The organism is Marinomonas sp. ATLA20 (assembly GCF_057180105.1).
Genome location: NZ_JBXUKU010000006.1, coordinates 131,134 through 151,073, shown reverse-complemented (window position 1 = coordinate 151,073; position 19,940 = coordinate 131,134). Strand labels below are relative to the sequence as shown.

Here is a 19,940-nt window from a genome sequence, read left to right as displayed (position 1 = left end):
AGTTTAAAGTGTTTAATTGACGCTTAGCGCAATGCATTGGCTGATTTCGGTATAAGAGCGTCCGCTTTCTTTGTGCCAGTGATTAAATGCAGCTTGTGCCGCTTTCCATGCGGACTGAGTATCTCGTCCTGTAGTAATGATCTCATGTTGGCGTAAATAGCCCTCTACATCTCTTGTGAGCATGAAGGTGTCTTTGCCCATTGCTCTTAATGTGTATGGGCCGGTGTTACCACCAAGACGAGCGCCATGTTTTTTCAAATAAGCCCACAAGCCAATGATGTCATCATTCGGCCAGTTAGCAACGAAATGCGAAAATGATCCATGGCTGGCCTGACATTCGCTAATCATTAAGGCGTTTTCTCGGATTGTCATCACTTTGCCAAAGTTACGAATGATGCGAACATCTTTAGCTTTCTCTTCCCACATTTCGTCATGGATAAGTAGCATTTTTTCAATGTCGAAGCCGAAAAAGACGGTTTCGAACCCGGACCATTTGTTGCGAACCACTTGCCAATTGATGCCAGATTGAAAGACTTTCTGAGAGAAGGCAGCAAGCCACCTATCGTCACTGTGTTGACTAAGTTGTGCTGTACTAAGTGGAACAGAGAGCATAGCGTCTAGGTGTTTTTTTCCACCATGGCGAAGGGCTGCCCGTTCATAAATGGATTGAAAGAGTTCGTATTTCATATTGGACTCCTATTTTGTGGCGCCCAGTTTATCATAAGCCTTGCTCTAGGGAAGGTGCGAATAAGTCTACTAAGCCTCAGTCTTTCAGAGAAATCGTCAAATAAGGCGCGACTCTGAAGGAATGTAGGTACCTTTCAAAGAGTCGCAACGACATGTGGCCTGTTATTTTTAATAGTAAGCCCTGAAAGACCCGCATGCCTACATGGATGTAGGTAATAAGGGCAATGCAGGAGCAATTGCCGAGGGCATGTCCTAAAAGCCTGTATTCTTTGTTGAGCACCTCGAAAATAGAACCACTATTCACATTCGCTACTCGCCTCGAATAACAGGCTTTTATCCACATGCTGAGACAAGAGGACTTGTTCGCACCTTCCCTAGATAATGGCTGAGCGGATAACTTGTTTGGTATTTTAGTGATGGACGCTATGTGTTTGTCCTATAATGCCAATAAATGACCCTGTCGAGAGAAGTTGAATGACACACTTAAGCGTTAATCTGAATAAAATTGGTTTACTTCGAAATTCTCGTGGAAGAGATTACCCAAATTTGATTGATATGGCGGAGCGTACGCTTGAGCTGGGTGCGTTTGGTATTACCATTCACCCAAGACCTGATCAGCGTCATGCAACTTATCAAGATGCCCATGATTTGAAGGCACTATTAAAGCGTTTTCCTGGTGCTGAGTTAAATGTTGAAGGTTTTCCTGATGGGCAGTTCTTAGACGTAGTTTTAGAAGTGGAGCCGGATCAATGCACGTTAGTGCCTGATGACCCAAATCAACTAACGTCCGACCATGGCTGGAACATCGCCCGTGACCAAGATGCATTGCGTCCCGTTATTGCTAAACTCAAAGCAAAAGGTATACGTGTTGTTTTGTTTATGGACCCAGATCCTGAAAACATGGCGTTAGCGAAAGAGGTAGGTGCTGATCGTGTAGAACTTTATACAGAAGCCTATGCCAATGCGTTTGGTAAAGAAGGATTTGATGAGGTACTGGAAACCTATCAGCAAGCCGCACAAGCTGCTTTAGATGCCGGTTTAGAAGTGAATGCTGGCCACGATTTAGATTTAAACAATGTTAAGGCTTTATGTGAGCAAGGTCGAATCATGGAAGTGTCAATCGGCCATGCATTGACGGTTGAAGCATTGGATCTAGGCTGGAACAACGTGGTCAAAGCTTATCTTGAAAAATTGGCTTGAGAAGTAAGCGGCTAAGTAAGAAACTTGATTATGCAAAGTTCAAAAAGAACACGCTGTGATGATTGTCTCTTTTTAGCTGATCAGTGTATTTGTCAGTGGATACCAGCGCTTTCTACACGATTAAAAATCTTGGTTCTACAAGATCCGAAAGAAGCGCAACATGCAAAGAACACTGTATCATTGTTGTCTTTAGGCTTGTCTTCGGTGGAATGTATTTCGACAGCCAATCATGATGCGATGATACAGGTTTTTAGCCAAATAGATCCGGCCAAATGGCGTTTAGTGTTTCCATCGGATTCTGCTGAGTCTATTGAATCTATAAGCGCTGACACGGCTTCTGAAATTGAGGGGTTGATTTTACTTGATGCTACTTGGCGTAAAGCGAAGAAGCTATATTTTACAGAGCCCTTATTGCATGCTTTTGGTGCCGTGTGCTTTTCGCAGCCGCCAGAAGGGCAATATCGTATTCGCAAGTCACCCAGTGCAGAATCCTTATCGACTCTGGAAGCTTGTGCTTATGCAATAGAGCAAGTTACTGGTGAAAATATGCAGCCACTACGAGAGTTTATGGTGGCTGCTCAAGAATGGCAGTGGCGCAGGCAGCCTTTGAGTCACCGACACCTTGATTAATAGTTATTCCGTTATGAGAAAAAGAGAGACTAGAAATTATTATGAGCAAACAAACTGAAATTGAAGCAGCGGTATTGCGTCGTCTTTTAAAGCATCTTGATGATAATAAGTCGGTGCAAAATATTGACCTGATGAACTTGGCTGGTTTTTGTCGTAACTGTTTAAGTAAATGGTATATGGCAGAGGCAGAGCAGCAGGGCGTAAAAGTAGATTACGATGAAGCACGTGAGTATGTATATGGCGAACCTTATGACACTTGGAAAGCCAAGTATCAGCCAGAAGCCACTGCAGAGCAGTTAGCTGCTTTTAATGCAAAGCCTAAGTCTGACAAGTAACGTTATAGTGAAAAAACGATTCAGTTCGTTTCTTTCACACTTAAGAAGCACCAAGCGCCTGGCTTGTGTGCTTCTGATTATGTGTTTTTTGCCACACTTTTGGCTGTACGCTGATGTGTCTGATAAATATAGAAGACTAGCGAAGCAAGCGGGCTCAGTTTATGGGGCAAGTGCAGAAAAACGTATTTTAGCATGGCGAAAACTGATCGATGACTCCCGATCTTTACCTATTGTTGATCAACTCACTCAAGTAAATAGCTTTTTTAACCAGATGGAGTTTGTCGATGACATGACTTTGTGGGGGAAGGAAGACTATTGGGCAACACCTATTGAATTTTTAGGTATGCAAGCCGGAGATTGTGAAGATTTTACTATTGCCAAATATTTCACGCTTCGAGAACTTGGTGTACCGGATGAAAAGCTACGACTTGTGTATGTAAAAGCCTTAAAGCTTAACCAGCATCATATGGTATTGGCGTATTATCATAAACCAACTTCCATCCCTGTCTTGCTTGATAATCTTGATAAAGAATTAAAACCCGCGTCAAAGCGCAATGATCTTTTGCCTATTTATTCATTCAACGCAGAGAATTTGTGGCTTTCAAAAGAAAAAGGGCGCGGTGTATTGGTAGGTGGCTCATCAAGATTGAGCTTGTGGACAGATTTAAATGATCGTTTTAATACGATGACAAATTAGGAGAAATTGGATGACACTGTTCCGCCAATTAATGATGACGATTATTGCCATATTCTCATTGATGCTCGCCGTGGTAATGGGGATCAATTTTGATACGACAAAAGGGTATTTAGTCGGACAGCTGGAATCGACGACTCAAGACTCAGCCACCTCATTGAGTATGTCTGTGTCTGATTTTATGGCGCTGGAGGACTATGCATCAGTGGAAAGTAGCATTAACGCGGTGTTTGATAGTGGCTATTTTTCTGAGGTACGTATTCATGTATACGATACAGACAAAGACATCAGCCGCTCCAATGAGACAAAAATAGATGGTGTACCAACCTGGTTTATTGATCTGATCGACTTTAAAGTTCCAGTCGCCAAAGCGATTATTTCAAATGGTTGGAGTGAGCTTGGGCAAGTCTACATAACCGGTAGTGCTGGCTATGGCTATAACCAACTTTGGTTGGCTTCGCGTGATTTGCTGATCTCCTTTTTCGTGATTGGTGCGATAACACTTGTTGTTGGTAGTTTTGCTTTGCGCTATTTATTCCGTCCTTTGGCTGAGCTTGAAAAACAAGCTGAAGCGATTCAGCAACGTCGTTTTATTAAAACTATTGCCGTGCCTAAGACACGAGAGCTTAAGTCTGTTGTTTTGTCCATGAACCGCATGGCGGAGAAATTAGAAAAGGAATTCGCTTCCGAAGTCGAGACCGCCCAGTGGTTGCAAGCTAAAGCTTTTAAAGATCCTGTCAGTGGGTTGGGTAACCGACACTTTTTTGATAGTCAGATGAAATCCCACTTTGCAGAGCAAGAGCGCGGCATCGATGGTTTGGTGTTGATCAGTTTGGCCGACCTTGGAAAATTAAATAATGAACGTGGCTATGAATCTGCGGATATGTTTATTCAGTCTGCTGCTGACATTTTAACCCAAAAAGTGTCTACGCTTTCCTCTTTTTCTACCTTAGCGCGCTTATCTGGTGCAGATTTTGTATTACTTATTCCTAATTTTGACCACCGTCAGCTTATTAAAGTGGTCGATGAAATTTTGGCAGAGCTAATGGAGTTGAATACCGCCAGCATTAGTTATTCTGTTGATGTAGCTAATATTGGCGGGGTGACCATTGATGGCTCAGTAGAACGATCAAGTGCCATGTCTCAAGCGGATGCCGCTCTGCGTGAGGCAAAAAGAGAAGGTGTCAATGTCAGTAAGGTGTTTGATCTTAACATGGGCCGAAACATGGCTATTAGTCGAACGGCTTGGAAAGACATATTAGAGTCCGCCATCTTGCGCAAATCGTTTAAGCTCAAGAAGCAAAGAATTACCACTTTGGATGAACCTTCAGTTGTGCTTCATGAAGAGGTCTTTATGGGCTTGGAGCATGCAGGTAAAGAGTATCATGCTGGGTATTTTATCGGTTTGGCTGAGCAGTTCGATTTAGGCAGTCAAATTGACCAAGTTATCATTAGCCGAGTAATCGAGCATATAAAATCGAGACAGCTTACGGTTTCATTAACGGTAAACCTTTCGGCTTCTTCATACGCTAAGCCAGCCTTTGTAGACTGGCTGAATAAAACCTTAAGCCTTCTTAGCGCCGATGTTAAAAGTAAACTGATGTTTGAGATCTCAGAGCAAAGTGTTTTGATGGAAGAGGCTCAGGCTAATGAATTGGCGCAGATGTTGAAAACGCAGAATGTTTTATTTGGGATTGATAATGTAGGCAAGCAATTTTCAGCCTTTCAATACTTACAAACGCTAATGCCTGACTACGTAAAAGTAGATTCCTCTTATACGCGAATGGCGGCGGGCAAGGAGTCTGAGTCATTCTTTATGCACACCTTATGTAAGATGTTTAATAGCTTAAACATTGAAGTCATTGCGACGGGGGTTGAGAGTGAAAAGCAATTAATTGCATTGAAGCGTTTTGATGTCTTGGGCGGACAAGGGTTCCTCATTGGTCGTGCGCAAGATATGTAGAAGAGCTACTTATCTTGCTACCAAGGCGCTGATGTTTTTAGATAAGAGCGTCCTCGTCATCGCCTTCGGCCATCCCACTATCTGTCATTAATCCTTCATCATGGCTACTGTGTACGCCACGAACCCATTTTCTACCCAGTAGTTTTTTCTGTGCGGCTAGGGGAAGCTCGGTAAATTGTATGAGGCGCTTTTCGGTAAGAAGGTCGACTAAATCTTCGAGTATTCGCATCATTTCACCATCGGAGCTGGCGAGTATTTCTTGTGTGCTGGTACTGGCGGCAGTAAATTTTTTTTCCAGAATGCTAGCAACAGTCGGATCATTTGGTGCAACCAGTAATTTGTACTCATCTGATTGAGAAGTGGCTACATCAATAATTACACCATTGTCATTGACTTTTGCATATAGCATGTTGATTTCCTTCTGTGTTTCAATTTGTACTAAGGCGATAAGTTCGCTTCACATATTACTTAATAAACACTATTCTAGACCATAATTAATAGCTTATTTGTTTATAAAAAAAACAGATTTTCGGTAGTTTTAGGAGAATATAGAGTATGTCTGACTCTGGTCGTTCAGAACAGAACTCTTCGCAACCTTTAGAAAATGATTCGTATGAAGAGAATGAAGTCACTAATGAATCAGACGAAGGAGAGGCGGACGTAAAAAATAAAGAGAGTTCTAAAGAGAATGTAGATCAGTGGAATACACAAGGCGCGTCTTTAGAGTACCCAAATCCGCTGTTGGACAGCTTAGTCTTGCTAAGTAAATACTTTCATAATCCTTATACTGCTAATGGTATTGCGGCTGGTTTACCTATTACCGACAATGCGATGACGCCAGAACTTTTCCAACGAGCCGCTAAACGTATTGGCATTAGCACTCGCTTTGTTAAGCGGTCCCTCTTAAAAATTCCGGATATGGTTATGCCGACGGTGTTGCTGCTAAAAGATCAGCAAGCCTGTATTTTGCTTGAATTGAATAAAAAGCAAGGCACCGCCACAATACTTCGTCCAGAATCGGGTGAAGGTGAAATTACACTCCAAATAGAGAAGCTTGCAGAATCTTGTACTGGCTATTGCTTCTTCGTTCGACCCTTGTATCAATTTGATAAACGCTCTGAAAAAAGTGACGAAAAAGAAGGTAAAAAAGGACATTGGTTCTGGGGGACGATTGCGGGTTCATGGCGAATCTATAGAGATGTTTTTATCGCGTCCTTGTTAATCAATATTTTTGCCGTTGCCAGTCCTCTTTTTGTTATGAACGTCTATGATCGCGTTGTACCAAATAACGCGTTTGATACTCTTTGGGTGTTGGCCATCGGGGCGGCAGTAGTGTATTTATTTGACTTTTTATTGCGCACCTTACGGGCTTATTTCATCGATATTGCAGGTAAAAAGTCCGATATCTTGATCTCTGCGGCTATTTTTTCTCGGGTAAGTAACATTACTATGGCATCAAGACCCAAGTCTGTTGGGGCTTTTGCTAAGAACCTTCAAGAGTTTGAAAGTATTCGAGATTTTATTACGTCGGCATCGATCACCACTTTGGTTGATATTCCTTTTATGTTCTTAATTATTGGGGTGATTTGGTTAATTGGTGGCCCCGTTGGTTACATTCCTATTGTCACTATTGCCTTAATCGTTCTTTATAGTGTCATCATACAAATTCCTTTACGTCGCTCTATTGAAGAAGGGCAAAAGACGGCATCACAAAAAAATGCGGTTTTGATTGAGAGTTTGTACAACGCAGAAAGCGTAAAACTCAATAATGCGGAAGGTGTGATGCAGAAACAGTGGGAAAATGCGGTTGGTAATATCGCTGACTGGGGGGTGAAAACTCGTCAGTTGTCACAATCATCGTCTTCTTTTGCAATGGTTGCACAGCAATTAACCACGGTCATTATTGTTATTGTTGGTGTTTACCAGATATCAGAAGGTCTCATGAGTATGGGGGCCTTGGTGGCAACCGTAATGTTGACTGGAAGGGCGCTTGGCCCAATGGCGCAAGTAGCCAGCCTTGCGACGCGTTACAACCAGGCAAAATCTGCACTCACCTCGTTGAATGAAATCATGTCTACGCCAGTCGAAAACCCTGATGATGTGAAATTTGTTCATCGTCCAGTGTTCCAAGGTGATTTCCAGTTTGAAGCGGTCAATTTTGCATATCCTGAGCAGGAACAAGCCGCTGTTAGCGCCATTAATATCAATATTAAGCAAGGTGAAAAGGTGGCCATTATTGGTCGGATCGGCTCAGGTAAATCGACTCTTGGTAAGTTAATGACCGGTCTTTATACACCGGATAGTGGTGCGATAAGAGTTGATGGAGTGGATTTACGTCAGGTAAATCCAACAGATTTACGTCGAAATATTGGGTCTGTTTCACAAGATGTGAATTTATTCTATGGTTCTATCAAAGATAACATTGTCATGGGGGTTCCCTACATGGAAGACGACGCTGTTATTCGTGCCGCGGACTTATCAGGTGTCTCTGAATTTGCGAATCGTAAGCCGAGCGGTTTAGACAGTATTGTCGGAGAGCGTGGTGCCTTGTTATCTGGAGGTCAGCGCCAAAGTATTGCTATAGCAAGGGCGTTGCTTTTTGATCCGCCAATTTTGATTTTGGATGAACCGACAGCGTCGATGGACAACACGACAGAAGCAAGGATGAAGCGTCGTTTAATTGAGGGAGTGAAAGACAAAACCCTTATCTTAATTACACACAAGGCCTCTATGCTAGATATGGTTGATCGTATTATCGTTATGGATAATGGTCGCTTAATTGCTGATGGTCCAAAAGCGCAAGTGCATGAAGCGCTTCGTCAAGGCAAGTTGAAGGTCAGTTAATAATGAGTAATAAAAATTCGATTTCACAAGATGATCTAGAGTACTTGACGGACCGAAATGCGGCCTTGATGTTGAAAACACCACGTGGTGGGAGAATTATCCTTTGGGTGGTTTTTATATTCGTTATTTCTGCATTGGTGTGGGCACATTATACAGCATTAGATGAAGTGACTGTGGGCGAAGGAAAAGTCATTCCCTCTAGTCAAGTGCAACAGATTCAAAACCTTGAAGGCGGTATTTTAAAAGAGATCAACGCCAAAGTAGGGCAAGTGGTGGAAAGTGGTCAGGTGTTGATGACGATCGAAAATACTGAAGCTTTGTCGTCATTGCGTGAGCAACAAGTCGAGTCTATTAATTTGAGGGTTCGTGCGACACGTTTACAGGCAGAATCTTACGGTGTTAAACCAGAATTCGATCCGGAAATGATTAAAGAATATCCGCAAGTTGTAAATCGAGAGTTAGATTTATATAAAAACCGATTGGAGTCTTTGCGGACTAATCAGGTTAGCTTTCAACAGCAAATTGAACAAAAGAAACAAGAAATTGTTGAGTTACAGGCGAAATTAGATAATTTAAAGCAGAGCTACTCATTTTCTAAAGAAGAGTTGGCATTAACCCGACCAGCCTTTGAGCAAGGTGCTGTTTCTCGGGTTGAATTGTTGCAGCTAGAGCGGCAGGTTAATCAGTTGCAAGGGGATTTGGAAGCGACTCAGTTAGCAATGCCGCGCGCTCGTTCAGCATTAAAAGAAGCTCAAAGTAAATTTGATGAAGCAGAAGCAAAATTTAGAGCGGATGCACAAGAAGATTTAACGGGTGTAAAAAGTAAGCTGGATCAGCTTCGTGAAAGCAACGTGTCTTTAGAGGATAAAGTATCAAGAACGCAAGTTCGCTCGCCAGTAAAAGGCATTGTAAAGCAGATTCAGATTAATACCGTTGGCGGTGTTATAAAACCCGGAATGAATTTACTTGAGATAGTGCCGATAGAAGATTCCCTATTGATTGAAGCAAAAGTTCGCCCAGAAAATATTGGTTTTATTAAGCCTGATCTGAGCGCTGTGGTGAAACTGTCAGCCTATGATTTTTCCATCTTTGGTGGTTTGCATGGTGTGGTTGAAAATATTAGTGCCGATACTATTCTTGATGAAGAAGGGAATAGCTTTTATTTAGTAAGGGTAAGAACAGATAAGAACTATTTAGGTACTAAAGAGGCGCCATTGCCGATCATCCCAGGTATGCAGGCGACAGTCGATATCATTACGGGTAAGAAAACACTGTTAGATTACTTACTGAAACCTATTTTAAAAGCAAAACAAAATGCGCTTCGTGAGCGGTAATTACAAAAATCTTTCTGGGCACAGTGCTTGGTTACAAATGTTAACAATGTGTTATCGTTTGCTGGTTAGAATGGTTCATCGCACTTGATAGGACGAGACTTACTTTGAAAACTTTGTGTTGGAATACAGACGATGCCGTATGGAAACATTGGAATCAAATAGTCAGTGTGAGCGATTCTTTGGTTCGAGTGAAAACATTAGAAGAGGTGTATCACGCGCTTGAAACTGCGTCCGGTTTCCAGTACTGCTTTATTTATTTGGAAGATATATCTTTACCTAAACAGGTTGAGGAAGTTGTTGCACTTTGTTCAGCCTTTCCAAACCAAAAGGTCATTGTCTTCCCTAATCAATCAAGCCAAGCCGCGGCATTAAGACTTTTCTCTGTTGGCGTTTGTGGCCAGTGTGCACCTTATATTGGTCAAGAACAGCTTTCTTTAGTGCTGTCTGTGGTTGATTCCGGTGAAATCTGGGGTGGAAAAGCTTTCATTCAGCAGCTCATTATGCAGCAATCTGCCGCACCAGAAGAAATTCACAACGATGAACTAGATGATTTATCTGAGCGTGAATTAAACGTTGCTCTGCATGTTGCAAGAGGATTATCGAACAAGCAAATCGCACTAGAAATGGACATTACTGAACGCACCGTCAAAGCCCATTTGACCTCTATTTTCAAGAAGACCAACACCAAAGATCGTTTGGCTTTAGCGTTATTAGCACAGACTAGATACGCTGTGCATTAAATTGGATCATAGATATTACACGTTTGCACTGATTCTGCTCGTAGGATCAGAACTAACGCAATATTCATCTAGCTCATCACTTTTAAAGGCTCTATTTTAGAGCCTTTTTTTGTATCTGCTCCTTGGGGAATTAGTGTGTCTTAATGGCGCATATCTTGCATTTTCTTCTGATTATCACTTCACGTTTTTAAGAGAATGCACCATGCCTGCTCCCCCAGAAAAAGAATTAACCGTGATGCTCGTTGATAATGAGCCAGCGAGAGCGGCTATTGTAGAACAAGCTATGATTGATAGTGGCTATCGTGTCATTAGACGGTTAGAGAATGCTAAAAACCTGACAGAAGCGGTGGCAGAATTTCAACCAGATATGGTTATTATTGATATTGAGTCGCCGGATCGAGACATGTTAGAAAATATGTCTCGCCTCACTCAAGATAATCCTCGCCCAATTGTTATGTTTGCTGAACAGGACGACTCTAAGTATGTAGAGGCCGCTATTAGAGCCGGGGTGAGTGCTTATGTGGTTGATGGTGTGAATAGTGGCAGCGTTAAGGCATTGTTGCAGGTTGCTATTGCACGATTTAGAGAGTTTCAGGCACTTCGCTCTGAACTGGAGTCGGTAAAAAGTCAGCTTGAGGATCGTAAGTTGATAGATAAAGCAAAAGGTTTAATCATGAAACATCAAAAATGTGATGAGCCAGCGGCCTATCAAGCTCTGCGAAAACTGGCAATGGATCGTAGTCAACGCATGACCGATGTTGCTCGAAATATCATATCCGTCATGGAATTGATGGGAGAAACGAAATGAACATAACGCAACCAAATACTCTTATTCAAAATGCGGATCCCATTCGTATCGGATTTATCCCACTCATCGATTGTGCGCCTTTTGTTATTGCTCAAGAGAAGGGTTTTTTTGTCAGTGAAGGTGTCAATGTTGTGCTTTCGAAGGAAGCGTCTTGGGCGAGTATTCGCGACAAAGTGGCGTTTAATTTGTTAGATGGTGCGCACATGTTGTCATCTATGCCGATCGCTGCGAGCTTAGGGATAGGTAGCATCAAAACGGCTATGCAAACCAGTTTTACTGTAAGCCATAATGGTAACGGTATTACTATTGGTAACTCTCTGTACGACCAGCTTCAACATTTTTCGAGCTCTTCTTCGGACATCCGAACGGGTATCGCCTTAAAAAGGCTAATAGATAGCCGAGGTGATAATGTCGCTCCGCTGCGTTTTGCGATGGTCTATCCCTATTCCTCCCATAATTATCAGTTACGGGACTGGCTTAGTCGAGCAGGTATTAATCCAGATAAAGATGTTCAGATAGCGGTTATTCCACCGGTAAAAATGGTTGATAACTTAAGACGTGGCGACATAGATGGCTATTGCGTCGGTGAGCCATGGAACAGTCTAGCGGTTGAGCAGGGTGTTGGCCATATGCTGGTTACCGGGTATGAAATTTGGGGAAGTACGCCAGAGAAGGTGTTTGGTGTGAACACTATTTGGGCCGAGCAAAATCATGCGCAACACCTTGCTATTATTCGAGCTTTAGAAAAAGCATGTCTATGGGTAGATGAGGCAGAAAATCAAGCAGAGCTGCTTAGCATCTTGAGTCATCCTGACTATTTAAATTGCACGATTCAGCAGCTAGTGTATGGATTTGGCTCTATTAAGCCAAAAGGGCAGTTTGATTGGCCGATGGAAGCGTTTCAGCGTTTTTCTGGTAGTGACATTAATAAGCCGTTACCGAGTTATGCGCTATGGATCATGGCTCAGATGCATCGTTGGCAACAGTTAGGTGATGTATCCAAGCTTAATCAGTTAGCTGAGCAGATTTATCGTAAAGATCTTTATTATAAGGCGCTTGGCTTGGCCGAAGAAAAAAACACCATTGAGTGGCAGTTGCCAGAGGCAGACGAAGCTGCTTGGCTTTCTTTGGTGTCACATGGGAAGGTGCGTTTACATCCAGAGGGGATCTTAAAGGGGTTTGAAACATTTGCGTAAAGCGTATCTGATGGTGTGATGTTTTAGTGCGCTGTGCAAGATAATTGGGCAAAAATAAAGATTTTTAAATATGGTGATATTAAAAAATCTGGGCTATTAAATATAAAATGTCATATAAATCAGTCGTTTGTTTTACTTGGCACATTGCGTGCTTTATAAATCACATAGAGATAAAGTATTTTTAAAAAATGGTGAAATTGGCAACGATCGTTAATTGTCACCCACATTACTGAATATCCAAAGTCGGATTTTCTTTGAATGGCAAAGGCGCCTGCAAACACATGTTAATTGTGATTTGCATGCGCCTTTTTTGTTTTTCTACTTTTTGAAATGTATTTAGATGCGGAGTATGACAATGAACCTAAGATTTTTGAAAGCCTTAATCCCCCTTCCTAAAATGGGGGCTTCTGTACTGATGGGGTCTGCGCTTTTATCTGGCGTTGCTCATGCTGAAGTAGGTTATGCCGAAAAAGAAGAGCTTAAATTTGGTTTTATAAAGTTAACAGATATGGCGCCATTAGCGATTGCTTATGAGAAGGGCTATTTCGAAGACGAAGGTTTGTACGTCACTTTGGAAGCGCAAGCGAATTGGAAAGTTTTGTTAGATCGAGTGATTGATGGCCAGCTAGATGGTGCTCATATGTTAGCAGGGCAGCCACTTGGTGCAACCATTGGGTACGGCACGAAAGCCCATATAGTGACGGCTTTTAGTATGGATTTGAATGGTAATGGCATTACGGTTTCTAACGATGTTTGGGATGAAATGAAGAAAAATATTCCAAATGGTGCTGATGGAAAACCGGTTCATCCCATCAGTGCCAGTGCATTAAAACCTGTGATCGATGGTTACAAAGCGCAAGGTAAGCCGTTCAAAATGGGCATGGTGTTTCCGGTTTCTACTCATAACTACGAGCTGCGTTATTGGCTGGCTGCTGGTGGCATTCATCCAGGTTATTACGCGCCAACTCGAGGCGACACCAGTGGTCAAATTAACGCCGATGCTTTGTTGTCTGTGACACCGCCGCCACAAATGCCAGCCACCATGGAAGCGGGAACGATTTCCGGCTATTGCGTTGGTGAGCCTTGGAATCAACAAGCCGTGTTTAAAGGAATCGGTGTGCCAGTCATTACCGATTATGAAATCTGGAAGAATAACCCTGAGAAAGTATTCGGTGTGAGCAGTAGCTGGGCGGAAGAATATCCCAATACTCATATTCGTGTCGTAAAAGCCATGATTCGCGCAGCGAAATGGTTAGATGAAAACAACAACGCTAATCGTCCTGAAGCCGTAAAAATACTCTCGCGTAGTCAATATGTTGGTGCCGACTATGATGTTATTGCTAACAGCATGACTGGCACGTTTGAGTATGAAAAAGGCGACAAGCGTGAAATACCCGATTTCAACGTCTTCTTCCGTCATCACGCCACTTATCCTTATTACAGTGATGCTATTTGGTATCTCACACAAATGCGTCGTTGGGGACAAATTTCCGAACCTCAGTCTGACGAATGGTTCATGAAGATCGCTAAAGATGTCTACCGTCCTGATATTTATGCGCAAGCGGCACAATCCCTAATAGAGGATGGTGTCATGTCGGCAGACGAGTTTCCTGATTTTGATAAAGAAGACGGCTTTAAACCACCTCAAAGCGATTTCATTGACGGTGTCATGTACGACGGTAAGCACCCAAACGATTATCTGAAACGATTTAAGATTGGTCTAAAAGGCGATGATCAGGTCTAAACCAAACAAGATTAAGTGAGAAAAAGATGATGATATCAAACATAACTATGGCTTCTTTAAAGGACAAGATCAGCGCCTTTTCTGTTAAGGGAATCCTGCTGCCCGTCTTTGGCATTCTTGTGTTTATCTTGTTATGGCAAGTTGGAGCAAGTCGAGTTCATACCTCTTTGGGAGAGTTTCCTGGTCCAGTTGTGGTGTATGAGCAATGGAATAGCCTCGTTGCAGAACACCAGAATGAACGTGTTAAGGCGGATAAGTTTTACGTCCGCCAAGAAGAGCGTATTGCAGAGCGTCAGGCTAAAGATCCTAGTTATGCTGGCATTATCCGGGATTACACTGGTAAGCCGACTTTCTTTGATCAAATATTTACCAGCTTGTACACCGTTCTAGCTGGGTTTGGTCTGGCCAGCCTTATTGCTATTCCTGTAGGGATTTTGATCGGCTTGAATCGTTCTGTTTACAGTGCACTAAACCCAGTTATTCAGGTATTTAAACCGGTTTCTCCGTTAGCTTGGTTGCCTTTGGTCACCATGGTAGTGAGTGCGAGTTACGTGTCCGATGATCCTATGTTCTCGAAATCTTTTCTGACGTCTATGTTCACGGTCACCTTATGTTGCATGTGGCCAACCCTGATTAACACCGCGGTGGGTGTTGCGGCAGTCGAGAAAGACCTGCTTAACGTATCGAAAGTCTTGCGCCTTGGTTGGGTGACGCATGTGATGAAGATCGTCATCCCTTCAGCCATCCCTTTGATGTTCACCGGCCTGCGTTTGTCATTGGGTATCGCTTGGATGGTATTGATTGCGGCGGAAATGTTGGCGCAAAACCCAGGGCTAGGAAAGTTTGTCTGGGATGAGTTTCAGAATGGCAGTTCGAATTCATTGGGTCGCATCATGGTGGCGGTGTTGATGATTGGTTTCATCGGTTACTTGTTAGACAGAATTATGTTGGCAATTCAGCGTTTTGTTTCTTGGGATAAAACTCAGGTACTGCGCTAAGTAGGCTTTCAGCAGAGATAGATTGATTGGAGATAAACATGGCAACACATTTAGACATCAGCCACATTTCGATTGAATTCCCAACGCCAAAAGGGCCGTTTAAAGCGCTGGATAATGTCAGCTTAAAAATTGAGAAAGGCGAGTTTGTTTCTCTTATAGGGCACTCTGGCTGTGGTAAATCTACTGTCCTTAATATCGTTGCTGGTTTGTATGACGCAACAGAAGGCGGCATTTTATTGGATGGTCGTGAAGTAAAAGGGCCGGGGCCAGAGCGTGCGGTGGTTTTCCAAAACCATTCTTTGCTGCCCTGGTTAACTTCGTACCAAAATGTTGAATTGGCGGTAAAGCAGGTTTTTCGTAAAACCAAATCGAAGAAAGAAATGCATGACTGGATTATGCATAACTTAGAGTTAGTACACATGACTCATGCGGCGGACAAACGCCCAGATGAAATCTCTGGCGGTATGAAACAGCGTGTTGGTATTGCCAGAGCCTTGGCGATGGAGCCTAGTGTTTTACTGATGGATGAGCCTTTCGGAGCATTAGATGCTTTGACTCGGGCACACCTTCAAGATTCGTTGATGGAGATTCAAAAAGATCTCAACAACACTGTGATTATGATCACTCACGATGTAGACGAAGCTGTGTTGCTGTCGGATCGTATTGTGATGATGACTAATGGCCCAGCAGCAACAGTAGGGGAAATTCTGCATGTAGATCTTGAGCGTCCTCGTGAACGTCTGGCCTTAGCGAATGATCCAAGGTACGTGGATTATCGGACCCAAGTGTTGACCTTCTTATATGAAAAACAACGCAAAGTTGAACCTATTCAGCCTGCTGTGAAAACTAAAAAAACGGCCATTAAGGCCAAGGTTGCTAATGCCTAGTCTTATTTCTCAGTCGGAGAAACGCCGTCTCGTCATTGTTGGTGCAGGGATGGCTGGCAGCAAGCTTGCGCACGATTTCGAAAAGGCGCATGGCGATGAGTACCAAATAGTTTTGATTGGTGAGGAATCCAGAGTTGGCTACAACAGAATCATGCTGTCTTCTTTGTTGGCGAATGATATTTCTGATACCGAAATGCCATTAGTCGATACACAGAAGATGCAAGAAGATGGCGTTGATATTGTGTCCAATGATCCCGCTATTAAGGTGGACTCGAAAAATAAAACGATCTTATTAGCCAGTGGAAAAAGCATTATATACGACCAATTAGTGCTAGCGACAGGCTCTCGGGCAAGTGTGTTGCCAATCCATGGTTCGTCTGCCCCCAATGTTATGGGTTTTCGTACTTGGGAAGATGTGGATGTCATGACTCAATTAGAAGGTCGACGATCTGTTTGTGTGATAGGTGGTGGATTGTTGGGTCTAGAAGCCGCAGTGGGCTTGGTGAAACGTGGTCACAAGGTTGTGGTGTTTCATCGTTCTAGTTGGTTGTTAAATCGTCAGCTAGACGAAGAATCAGCTGAACTTTTGCTTAATAGACTTGAGCAAATGGGCATTGAGTTTCGTCTTGGTGAGTCACCAGAGTCCTTTTTGCAAACGGACGGCGGTCGAGTGTCCCATGTGGTTTGTAAGGAGGGTGAGAAGTTAAGTGTCGATCTAGTCGTAATAGCAGCGGGAATTTCGCCGGAAATCGCTTTAGCCAAGTCTGCTGGATTAAAAACAGATAGAGCTATTTTAGTTAATGAGCAAATGCAAACTTCCCATGCAGCTGTATTTGCATTGGGTGAATGTTGTGAATTTGATCGACAAACCTTTGGTTTAGTTGCGCCCATTTGGACGCAAATTAATGTCTTGATGAAAGTACTGGTTGGAGAAGAAGCGGCGTTTGTTATAGAGCCTACACCGACCAAATTGAAAGTGTCTGGCATCAATCTTTTTTCAGTCGGTAAGATTCAACCCACAGAAGAAGATAGCTGTATCTTTTTCAAGGATGTAGGTGCAAATCATTATCGCAAACTGGTGGTCAATGACGGCTTACTGGTTGGCGCAATTCTTTATGGCAACGTCGCCGATGGGAGCTGGTATTTCCAGCTCATTCAAAATAAAACCAATGTCTCGAGCATGCTGGATTTACTGGTATTTGGCGAAGCGTATTGCTGTCCTCAAGTCGCCTGAATTAAGTCGTTTTAGACGTTGCTAGCCGTTAGGCATGTTACTTCAATAAAAGTTATTGCAAGGGGAATAAAATGACTTCTACCGTGTCTTTTCTTAATACTAAACCTCATCTAGTGGTAATCGGTAATGGTATGGTTGGCCATCATTTTGTCGAGCAAATGATCGCCCAAGGTGGCCATGAAGCATTTCAAATGACGGTTTTTGGCGAAGAGCTGTATCTAGCTTATGACCGTGTGCATCTGAGTGAATATTTTACTGGCAAAGGGGCGGCTGATTTAGCCATGACAGATGGCTCTCTATATAGCGAGCATGGTGTGCGTTATTTTACCAATAGCTTGGTAATCGAAATCGACCGTGAGGCGAAGCAGTTAATACTGCAAAACGGTGAGTCATTGTCTTATGACAAGCTTGTACTGGCGACGGGTTCTTACCCTTTTGTTCCGCCCATACCTGGCCATAAACGTGATAACACTTTTGTTTATCGTACTCTGGATGATTTAGATGCTATTAGGGCCTGTGCGAAAAAAGTCACGCGAGGAACCGTTGTTGGTGGTGGGTTGCTAGGATTAGAAGCCGCTAATGCACTCAAGAATCTTGGCTTGGAAACCAGTGTAGTAGAGTTTGCACCACGCTTAATGCCTGTTCAATTAGATGAAAAAGGTGGTGCGGTTCTTAAAGAAATGATCGAAGGCTTAGATGTGAAGGTGTACACCGACACAGCGACTAAAGAGATTATTGATGGAAAATCTTCTTTTCACCGGATGAACTTTGCTGATGGCACTCATCTTGAAACTGATCTGATTTTGTTCTCTGCAGGTATTCGTCCGCAGGATGCGTTGGCGCATCAATCAGGTTTAAGCGTGGGTGAACGTGGCGGCATTAGTGTGAATAATCATTGCCAAACCAGTGATGAAGACATTTATGCCATTGGCGAGTGCGCGCTTTGGAATAATCGTATTTTTGGTTTGGTCGCACCGGGTTACGCGATGGCTAAATCTGCCGCTGGGCATTTGTTAGCAGATTTTTTAGGGCATGCTGGCGTGACTTTTACTGGCGCAGACATGAGCACTAAATTGAAGCTTTTAGGCTACGATGTCGGTTCAGTTGGCGATGCACATGCTCAGTCTCAAGGTTGCAAAGTCTTTGTGTACCAAGATGAAATAAGTCAGAGCTACCGAAAAATGGTGGTCTCTGAAGATGGTAAAAAGCTATTAGGCGCTGTCTTGGTGGGTGACAACAGTTATTACGATACCTTGTTGCAATATTATCTCAATGCCATTGATTTACCGGAGCAAGCCCAAGCGCTTATCTTACCAGCGATGGGCGATGCCCCTGTTGGCTTAGGTGTGGATGCTTTGCCTGCGACAGCATCGATTTGTAGTTGCCATAATGTGTCCAAGCAGGATATTAACGACGCCGTTTGCAATGGGGCTTTGTCAGTCGGTGATGTGAAAGGTGTAACCAAAGCGGCAACGGGTTGCGGTGGTTGTGCGGCTTTATTGAAAAAAGTCGTCGATAACGAATTGTTGGCGTTGGGAGTCGAGGTCAGCACCGATATTTGTGAGCACTTTGCTTACACACGCCAAGATTTATACAACCTGGTTAAAATTGGCGAAATCAAAACTTTTAATGAACTATTAAAAACACACGGCAAAGGTCACGGCTGTGAAATTTGCAAACCTGCTGTGGGCTCTATTCTTGCCAGTGTTTGGAATGATTATGTGTTGAAAAAAGAACACATTAGCTTGCAAGACACCAATGATCGCTTCCTTGCCAATATGCAAAAAGACGGAACTTACTCCATTGTGCCGCGTATTCCTGGCGGTGAAATTACCCCTGATAGATTGATTGTATTGGGCGAAGTGGCAAAAGAATACGGCTTATACACCAAGGTAACGGGTGGTCAACGTATCGATTTGTTTGGTGCTACTCTGCCGCAATTACCTGAAATTTGGGAAAAGTTAATTGCTGCGGGTTTTGAAACGGGGCAAGCCTACGGTAAATCTTTGCGAACGGTGAAATCATGTGTGGGCAGTACTTGGTGCCGTTATGGTGTGAATGACAGCATGAAGATGGCGATTGATCTGGAGAATCGTTACAAGGGATTGCGCTCGCCTCATAAAATAAAATTTGCGGTGTCTGGTTGTACGCGGGAATGCGCCGAAGCTCAGAGTAAAGACATTGGTGTAATCGCCACAGAAGGCGGTTGGAATCTATATGTGTGTGGTAATGGTGGTATGAAGCCACGCCACGGAGATTTGTTTGCCAAAGATTTGGACGATGAAACCTTGGTGAAATACATCGACCGGGTATTGATGTTTTACACCAAAACCGCGGATCGCTTGCAGCGAACTTCTGTTTGGATGGACGGCCTAGAAGGTGGATTAGATTATCTTAAAGAGGTAGTGATTAACGACAAGCTAGGGTTGTGCGGTGAGCTTGAAGCGAGTATGCAGCACGTTGTAAATACCTTTCAGTGCGAATGGAAAACCACGTTGGAAGATCCAGAAGCGATCAAAACTTTCCGTCAATTTGTGAATTATGAGGGTAGTGATAACAATGTGGTGTTTGTTGAAGAGCGGGATCAAATGCGTCCAGCAACCGAATCAGAAAAACAGCAATTAATTGCGAAGGTAGGTTAATACG

17 protein-coding genes are annotated in these 19,940 nt (G+C 43.2%); 15 read left to right on the top strand and 2 right to left on the bottom strand.

All coding sequences use genetic code 11. The features are described from left to right. Positions 1 to 12: 12 nt before the first annotated feature. Positions 13 to 687, bottom strand: a complete 675-nt coding sequence (locus AC2A4J_RS12055) for a DNA-3-methyladenine glycosylase I (RefSeq protein ID WP_484176183.1) — start codon at positions 685 to 687, stop codon at positions 13 to 15. 474 nt (positions 688 to 1,161) lie between these two features. On the opposite strand from AC2A4J_RS12055, the gene AC2A4J_RS12050 reads away from it, so the two are divergent. The 5 genes from AC2A4J_RS12050 to AC2A4J_RS12030 all read left to right on the top strand — a co-directional run bounded on the left by AC2A4J_RS12050 (position 1,162) and on the right by AC2A4J_RS12030 (position 5,509). Beyond that, positions 1,162 to 1,887 carry a pyridoxine 5'-phosphate synthase gene (locus AC2A4J_RS12050; RefSeq protein WP_484176182.1) on the top strand — a complete coding sequence of 242 codons (726 nt, stop codon included), beginning with the start codon at positions 1,162 to 1,164 and terminating at the stop codon, positions 1,885 to 1,887. A gap of 30 nt (positions 1,888 to 1,917) precedes the next feature. Next, the gene (locus AC2A4J_RS12045; protein ID WP_484176181.1) at positions 1,918 to 2,517 is read left to right on the top strand and encodes a tRNA-uridine aminocarboxypropyltransferase; all 600 of its coding nucleotides are present in this window, start codon (positions 1,918 to 1,920) and stop codon (positions 2,515 to 2,517) included. A gap of 41 nt (positions 2,518 to 2,558) precedes the next feature. Then, positions 2,559 to 2,852: a DUF1244 domain-containing protein gene (locus tag AC2A4J_RS12040; protein WP_255828624.1), complete on the top strand. Its 294-nt coding sequence runs from the start codon at positions 2,559 to 2,561 to the stop codon at positions 2,850 to 2,852. A 115-nt stretch (positions 2,853 to 2,967) separates the two neighbouring features. Then, complete coding sequence (locus AC2A4J_RS12035) at positions 2,968 to 3,549, top strand: transglutaminase-like cysteine peptidase (RefSeq protein ID WP_255828625.1); 582 nt, start codon at positions 2,968 to 2,970, stop codon at positions 3,547 to 3,549. 10 nt (positions 3,550 to 3,559) lie between these two features. Then, the gene (locus AC2A4J_RS12030) at positions 3,560 to 5,509 is read left to right on the top strand and encodes a bifunctional diguanylate cyclase/phosphodiesterase (RefSeq protein WP_484176180.1); all 1,950 of its coding nucleotides are present in this window, start codon (positions 3,560 to 3,562) and stop codon (positions 5,507 to 5,509) included. A 37-nt stretch (positions 5,510 to 5,546) separates the two neighbouring features. Here the strand turns inward: AC2A4J_RS12030 and AC2A4J_RS12025 are convergent, their stop codons facing one another. Next, positions 5,547 to 5,918, bottom strand: coding sequence for a hypothetical protein (locus tag AC2A4J_RS12025; RefSeq protein ID WP_484176179.1), 372 nt, complete (start codon positions 5,916 to 5,918; stop codon positions 5,547 to 5,549). A 146-nt stretch (positions 5,919 to 6,064) separates the two neighbouring features. Here AC2A4J_RS12025 and AC2A4J_RS12020 point away from each other — a divergent pair, with 146 nt between their 5' ends. The 10 genes from AC2A4J_RS12020 (at position 6,065) to nirB (ending at position 19,936) form a co-directional block, all read left to right on the top strand. Beyond that, positions 6,065 to 8,353: a type I secretion system permease/ATPase gene (locus tag AC2A4J_RS12020; RefSeq protein WP_484176178.1), complete on the top strand. Its 2,289-nt coding sequence runs from the start codon at positions 6,065 to 6,067 to the stop codon at positions 8,351 to 8,353. A 2-nt stretch (positions 8,354 to 8,355) separates the two neighbouring features. Continuing rightward, positions 8,356 to 9,687, top strand: a complete 1,332-nt coding sequence (locus AC2A4J_RS12015) for an HlyD family type I secretion periplasmic adaptor subunit (protein ID WP_484176177.1) — start codon at positions 8,356 to 8,358, stop codon at positions 9,685 to 9,687. Positions 9,688 to 9,791: 104 nt separating this feature from the next. Further along, the gene (locus AC2A4J_RS12010) at positions 9,792 to 10,427 is read left to right on the top strand and encodes a response regulator transcription factor (protein ID WP_484176176.1); all 636 of its coding nucleotides are present in this window, start codon (positions 9,792 to 9,794) and stop codon (positions 10,425 to 10,427) included. A 202-nt stretch (positions 10,428 to 10,629) separates the two neighbouring features. After that, a complete protein-coding gene (locus AC2A4J_RS12005) occupies positions 10,630 to 11,235 on the top strand; it encodes an ANTAR domain-containing response regulator (protein ID WP_484176175.1) in 606 nt (201 codons plus the stop codon). After that, on the top strand, positions 11,232 to 12,431 hold the full coding sequence (locus AC2A4J_RS12000; protein ID WP_484176174.1) for a CmpA/NrtA family ABC transporter substrate-binding protein: 1,200 nt from the start codon (positions 11,232 to 11,234) through the stop codon (positions 12,429 to 12,431). Before AC2A4J_RS12005 ends, AC2A4J_RS12000 begins: the two co-directional genes overlap by 4 nt. Positions 12,432 to 12,846: 415 nt before the next feature. Further along, on the top strand, positions 12,847 to 14,175 hold the full coding sequence (locus AC2A4J_RS11995) for a CmpA/NrtA family ABC transporter substrate-binding protein (protein ID WP_484176287.1): 1,329 nt from the start codon (positions 12,847 to 12,849) through the stop codon (positions 14,173 to 14,175). Between the two features lie 47 nt (positions 14,176 to 14,222). Then, positions 14,223 to 15,173, top strand: coding sequence for an ABC transporter permease (locus tag AC2A4J_RS11990; RefSeq protein WP_484176173.1), 951 nt, complete (start codon positions 14,223 to 14,225; stop codon positions 15,171 to 15,173). Positions 15,174 to 15,211: 38 nt separating this feature from the next. Next, positions 15,212 to 16,060, top strand: a complete 849-nt coding sequence (locus AC2A4J_RS11985) for an ABC transporter ATP-binding protein (protein ID WP_484176172.1) — start codon at positions 15,212 to 15,214, stop codon at positions 16,058 to 16,060. Then, the gene (locus AC2A4J_RS11980) at positions 16,053 to 17,294 is read left to right on the top strand and encodes an NAD(P)/FAD-dependent oxidoreductase (protein WP_484176171.1); all 1,242 of its coding nucleotides are present in this window, start codon (positions 16,053 to 16,055) and stop codon (positions 17,292 to 17,294) included. Before AC2A4J_RS11985 ends, AC2A4J_RS11980 begins: the two co-directional genes overlap by 8 nt. A 71-nt stretch (positions 17,295 to 17,365) precedes the next feature. Continuing rightward, the gene (gene nirB / locus AC2A4J_RS11975) at positions 17,366 to 19,936 is read left to right on the top strand and encodes a nitrite reductase large subunit NirB (RefSeq protein WP_484176170.1); all 2,571 of its coding nucleotides are present in this window, start codon (positions 17,366 to 17,368) and stop codon (positions 19,934 to 19,936) included. Positions 19,937 to 19,940: the final 4 nt, after the last annotated feature.

What these genes read in the sequence shown, in the direction of transcription:
- AC2A4J_RS11980 (WP_484176171.1), top strand. Translation starts at nt 16,053, where the DNA reads ATGCCTAGTCTTATTTCTCAGTCGGAGAAACGCCGTCTCGTCATTGTT.
- AC2A4J_RS11985 (WP_484176172.1), top strand. Translation starts at nt 15,212, where the DNA reads ATGGCAACACATTTAGACATCAGCCACATTTCGATTGAATTCCCAACG.
- AC2A4J_RS12020 (WP_484176178.1), top strand. Translation starts at nt 6,065, where the DNA reads ATGTCTGACTCTGGTCGTTCAGAACAGAACTCTTCGCAACCTTTAGAA.
- AC2A4J_RS12015 (WP_484176177.1), top strand. Translation starts at nt 8,356, where the DNA reads ATGAGTAATAAAAATTCGATTTCACAAGATGATCTAGAGTACTTGACG.
- AC2A4J_RS12045 (WP_484176181.1), top strand. Translation starts at nt 1,918, where the DNA reads ATGCAAAGTTCAAAAAGAACACGCTGTGATGATTGTCTCTTTTTAGCT.
- AC2A4J_RS12000 (WP_484176174.1), top strand. Translation starts at nt 11,232, where the DNA reads ATGAACATAACGCAACCAAATACTCTTATTCAAAATGCGGATCCCATT.
- AC2A4J_RS12025 (WP_484176179.1), bottom strand. Translation starts at nt 5,918, where the DNA reads ATGCTATATGCAAAAGTCAATGACAATGGTGTAATTATTGATGTAGCC.
- AC2A4J_RS12050 (WP_484176182.1), top strand. Translation starts at nt 1,162, where the DNA reads ATGACACACTTAAGCGTTAATCTGAATAAAATTGGTTTACTTCGAAAT.
- AC2A4J_RS12030 (WP_484176180.1), top strand. Translation starts at nt 3,560, where the DNA reads ATGACACTGTTCCGCCAATTAATGATGACGATTATTGCCATATTCTCA.
- AC2A4J_RS12055 (WP_484176183.1), bottom strand. Translation starts at nt 687, where the DNA reads ATGAAATACGAACTCTTTCAATCCATTTATGAACGGGCAGCCCTTCGC.
- AC2A4J_RS11995 (WP_484176287.1), top strand. Translation starts at nt 12,847, where the DNA reads ATGGGGTCTGCGCTTTTATCTGGCGTTGCTCATGCTGAAGTAGGTTAT.
- AC2A4J_RS11990 (WP_484176173.1), top strand. Translation starts at nt 14,223, where the DNA reads ATGGCTTCTTTAAAGGACAAGATCAGCGCCTTTTCTGTTAAGGGAATC.
- AC2A4J_RS12005 (WP_484176175.1), top strand. Translation starts at nt 10,630, where the DNA reads ATGCCTGCTCCCCCAGAAAAAGAATTAACCGTGATGCTCGTTGATAAT.
- AC2A4J_RS12040 (WP_255828624.1), top strand. Translation starts at nt 2,559, where the DNA reads ATGAGCAAACAAACTGAAATTGAAGCAGCGGTATTGCGTCGTCTTTTA.
- nirB (WP_484176170.1), top strand. Translation starts at nt 17,366, where the DNA reads ATGACTTCTACCGTGTCTTTTCTTAATACTAAACCTCATCTAGTGGTA.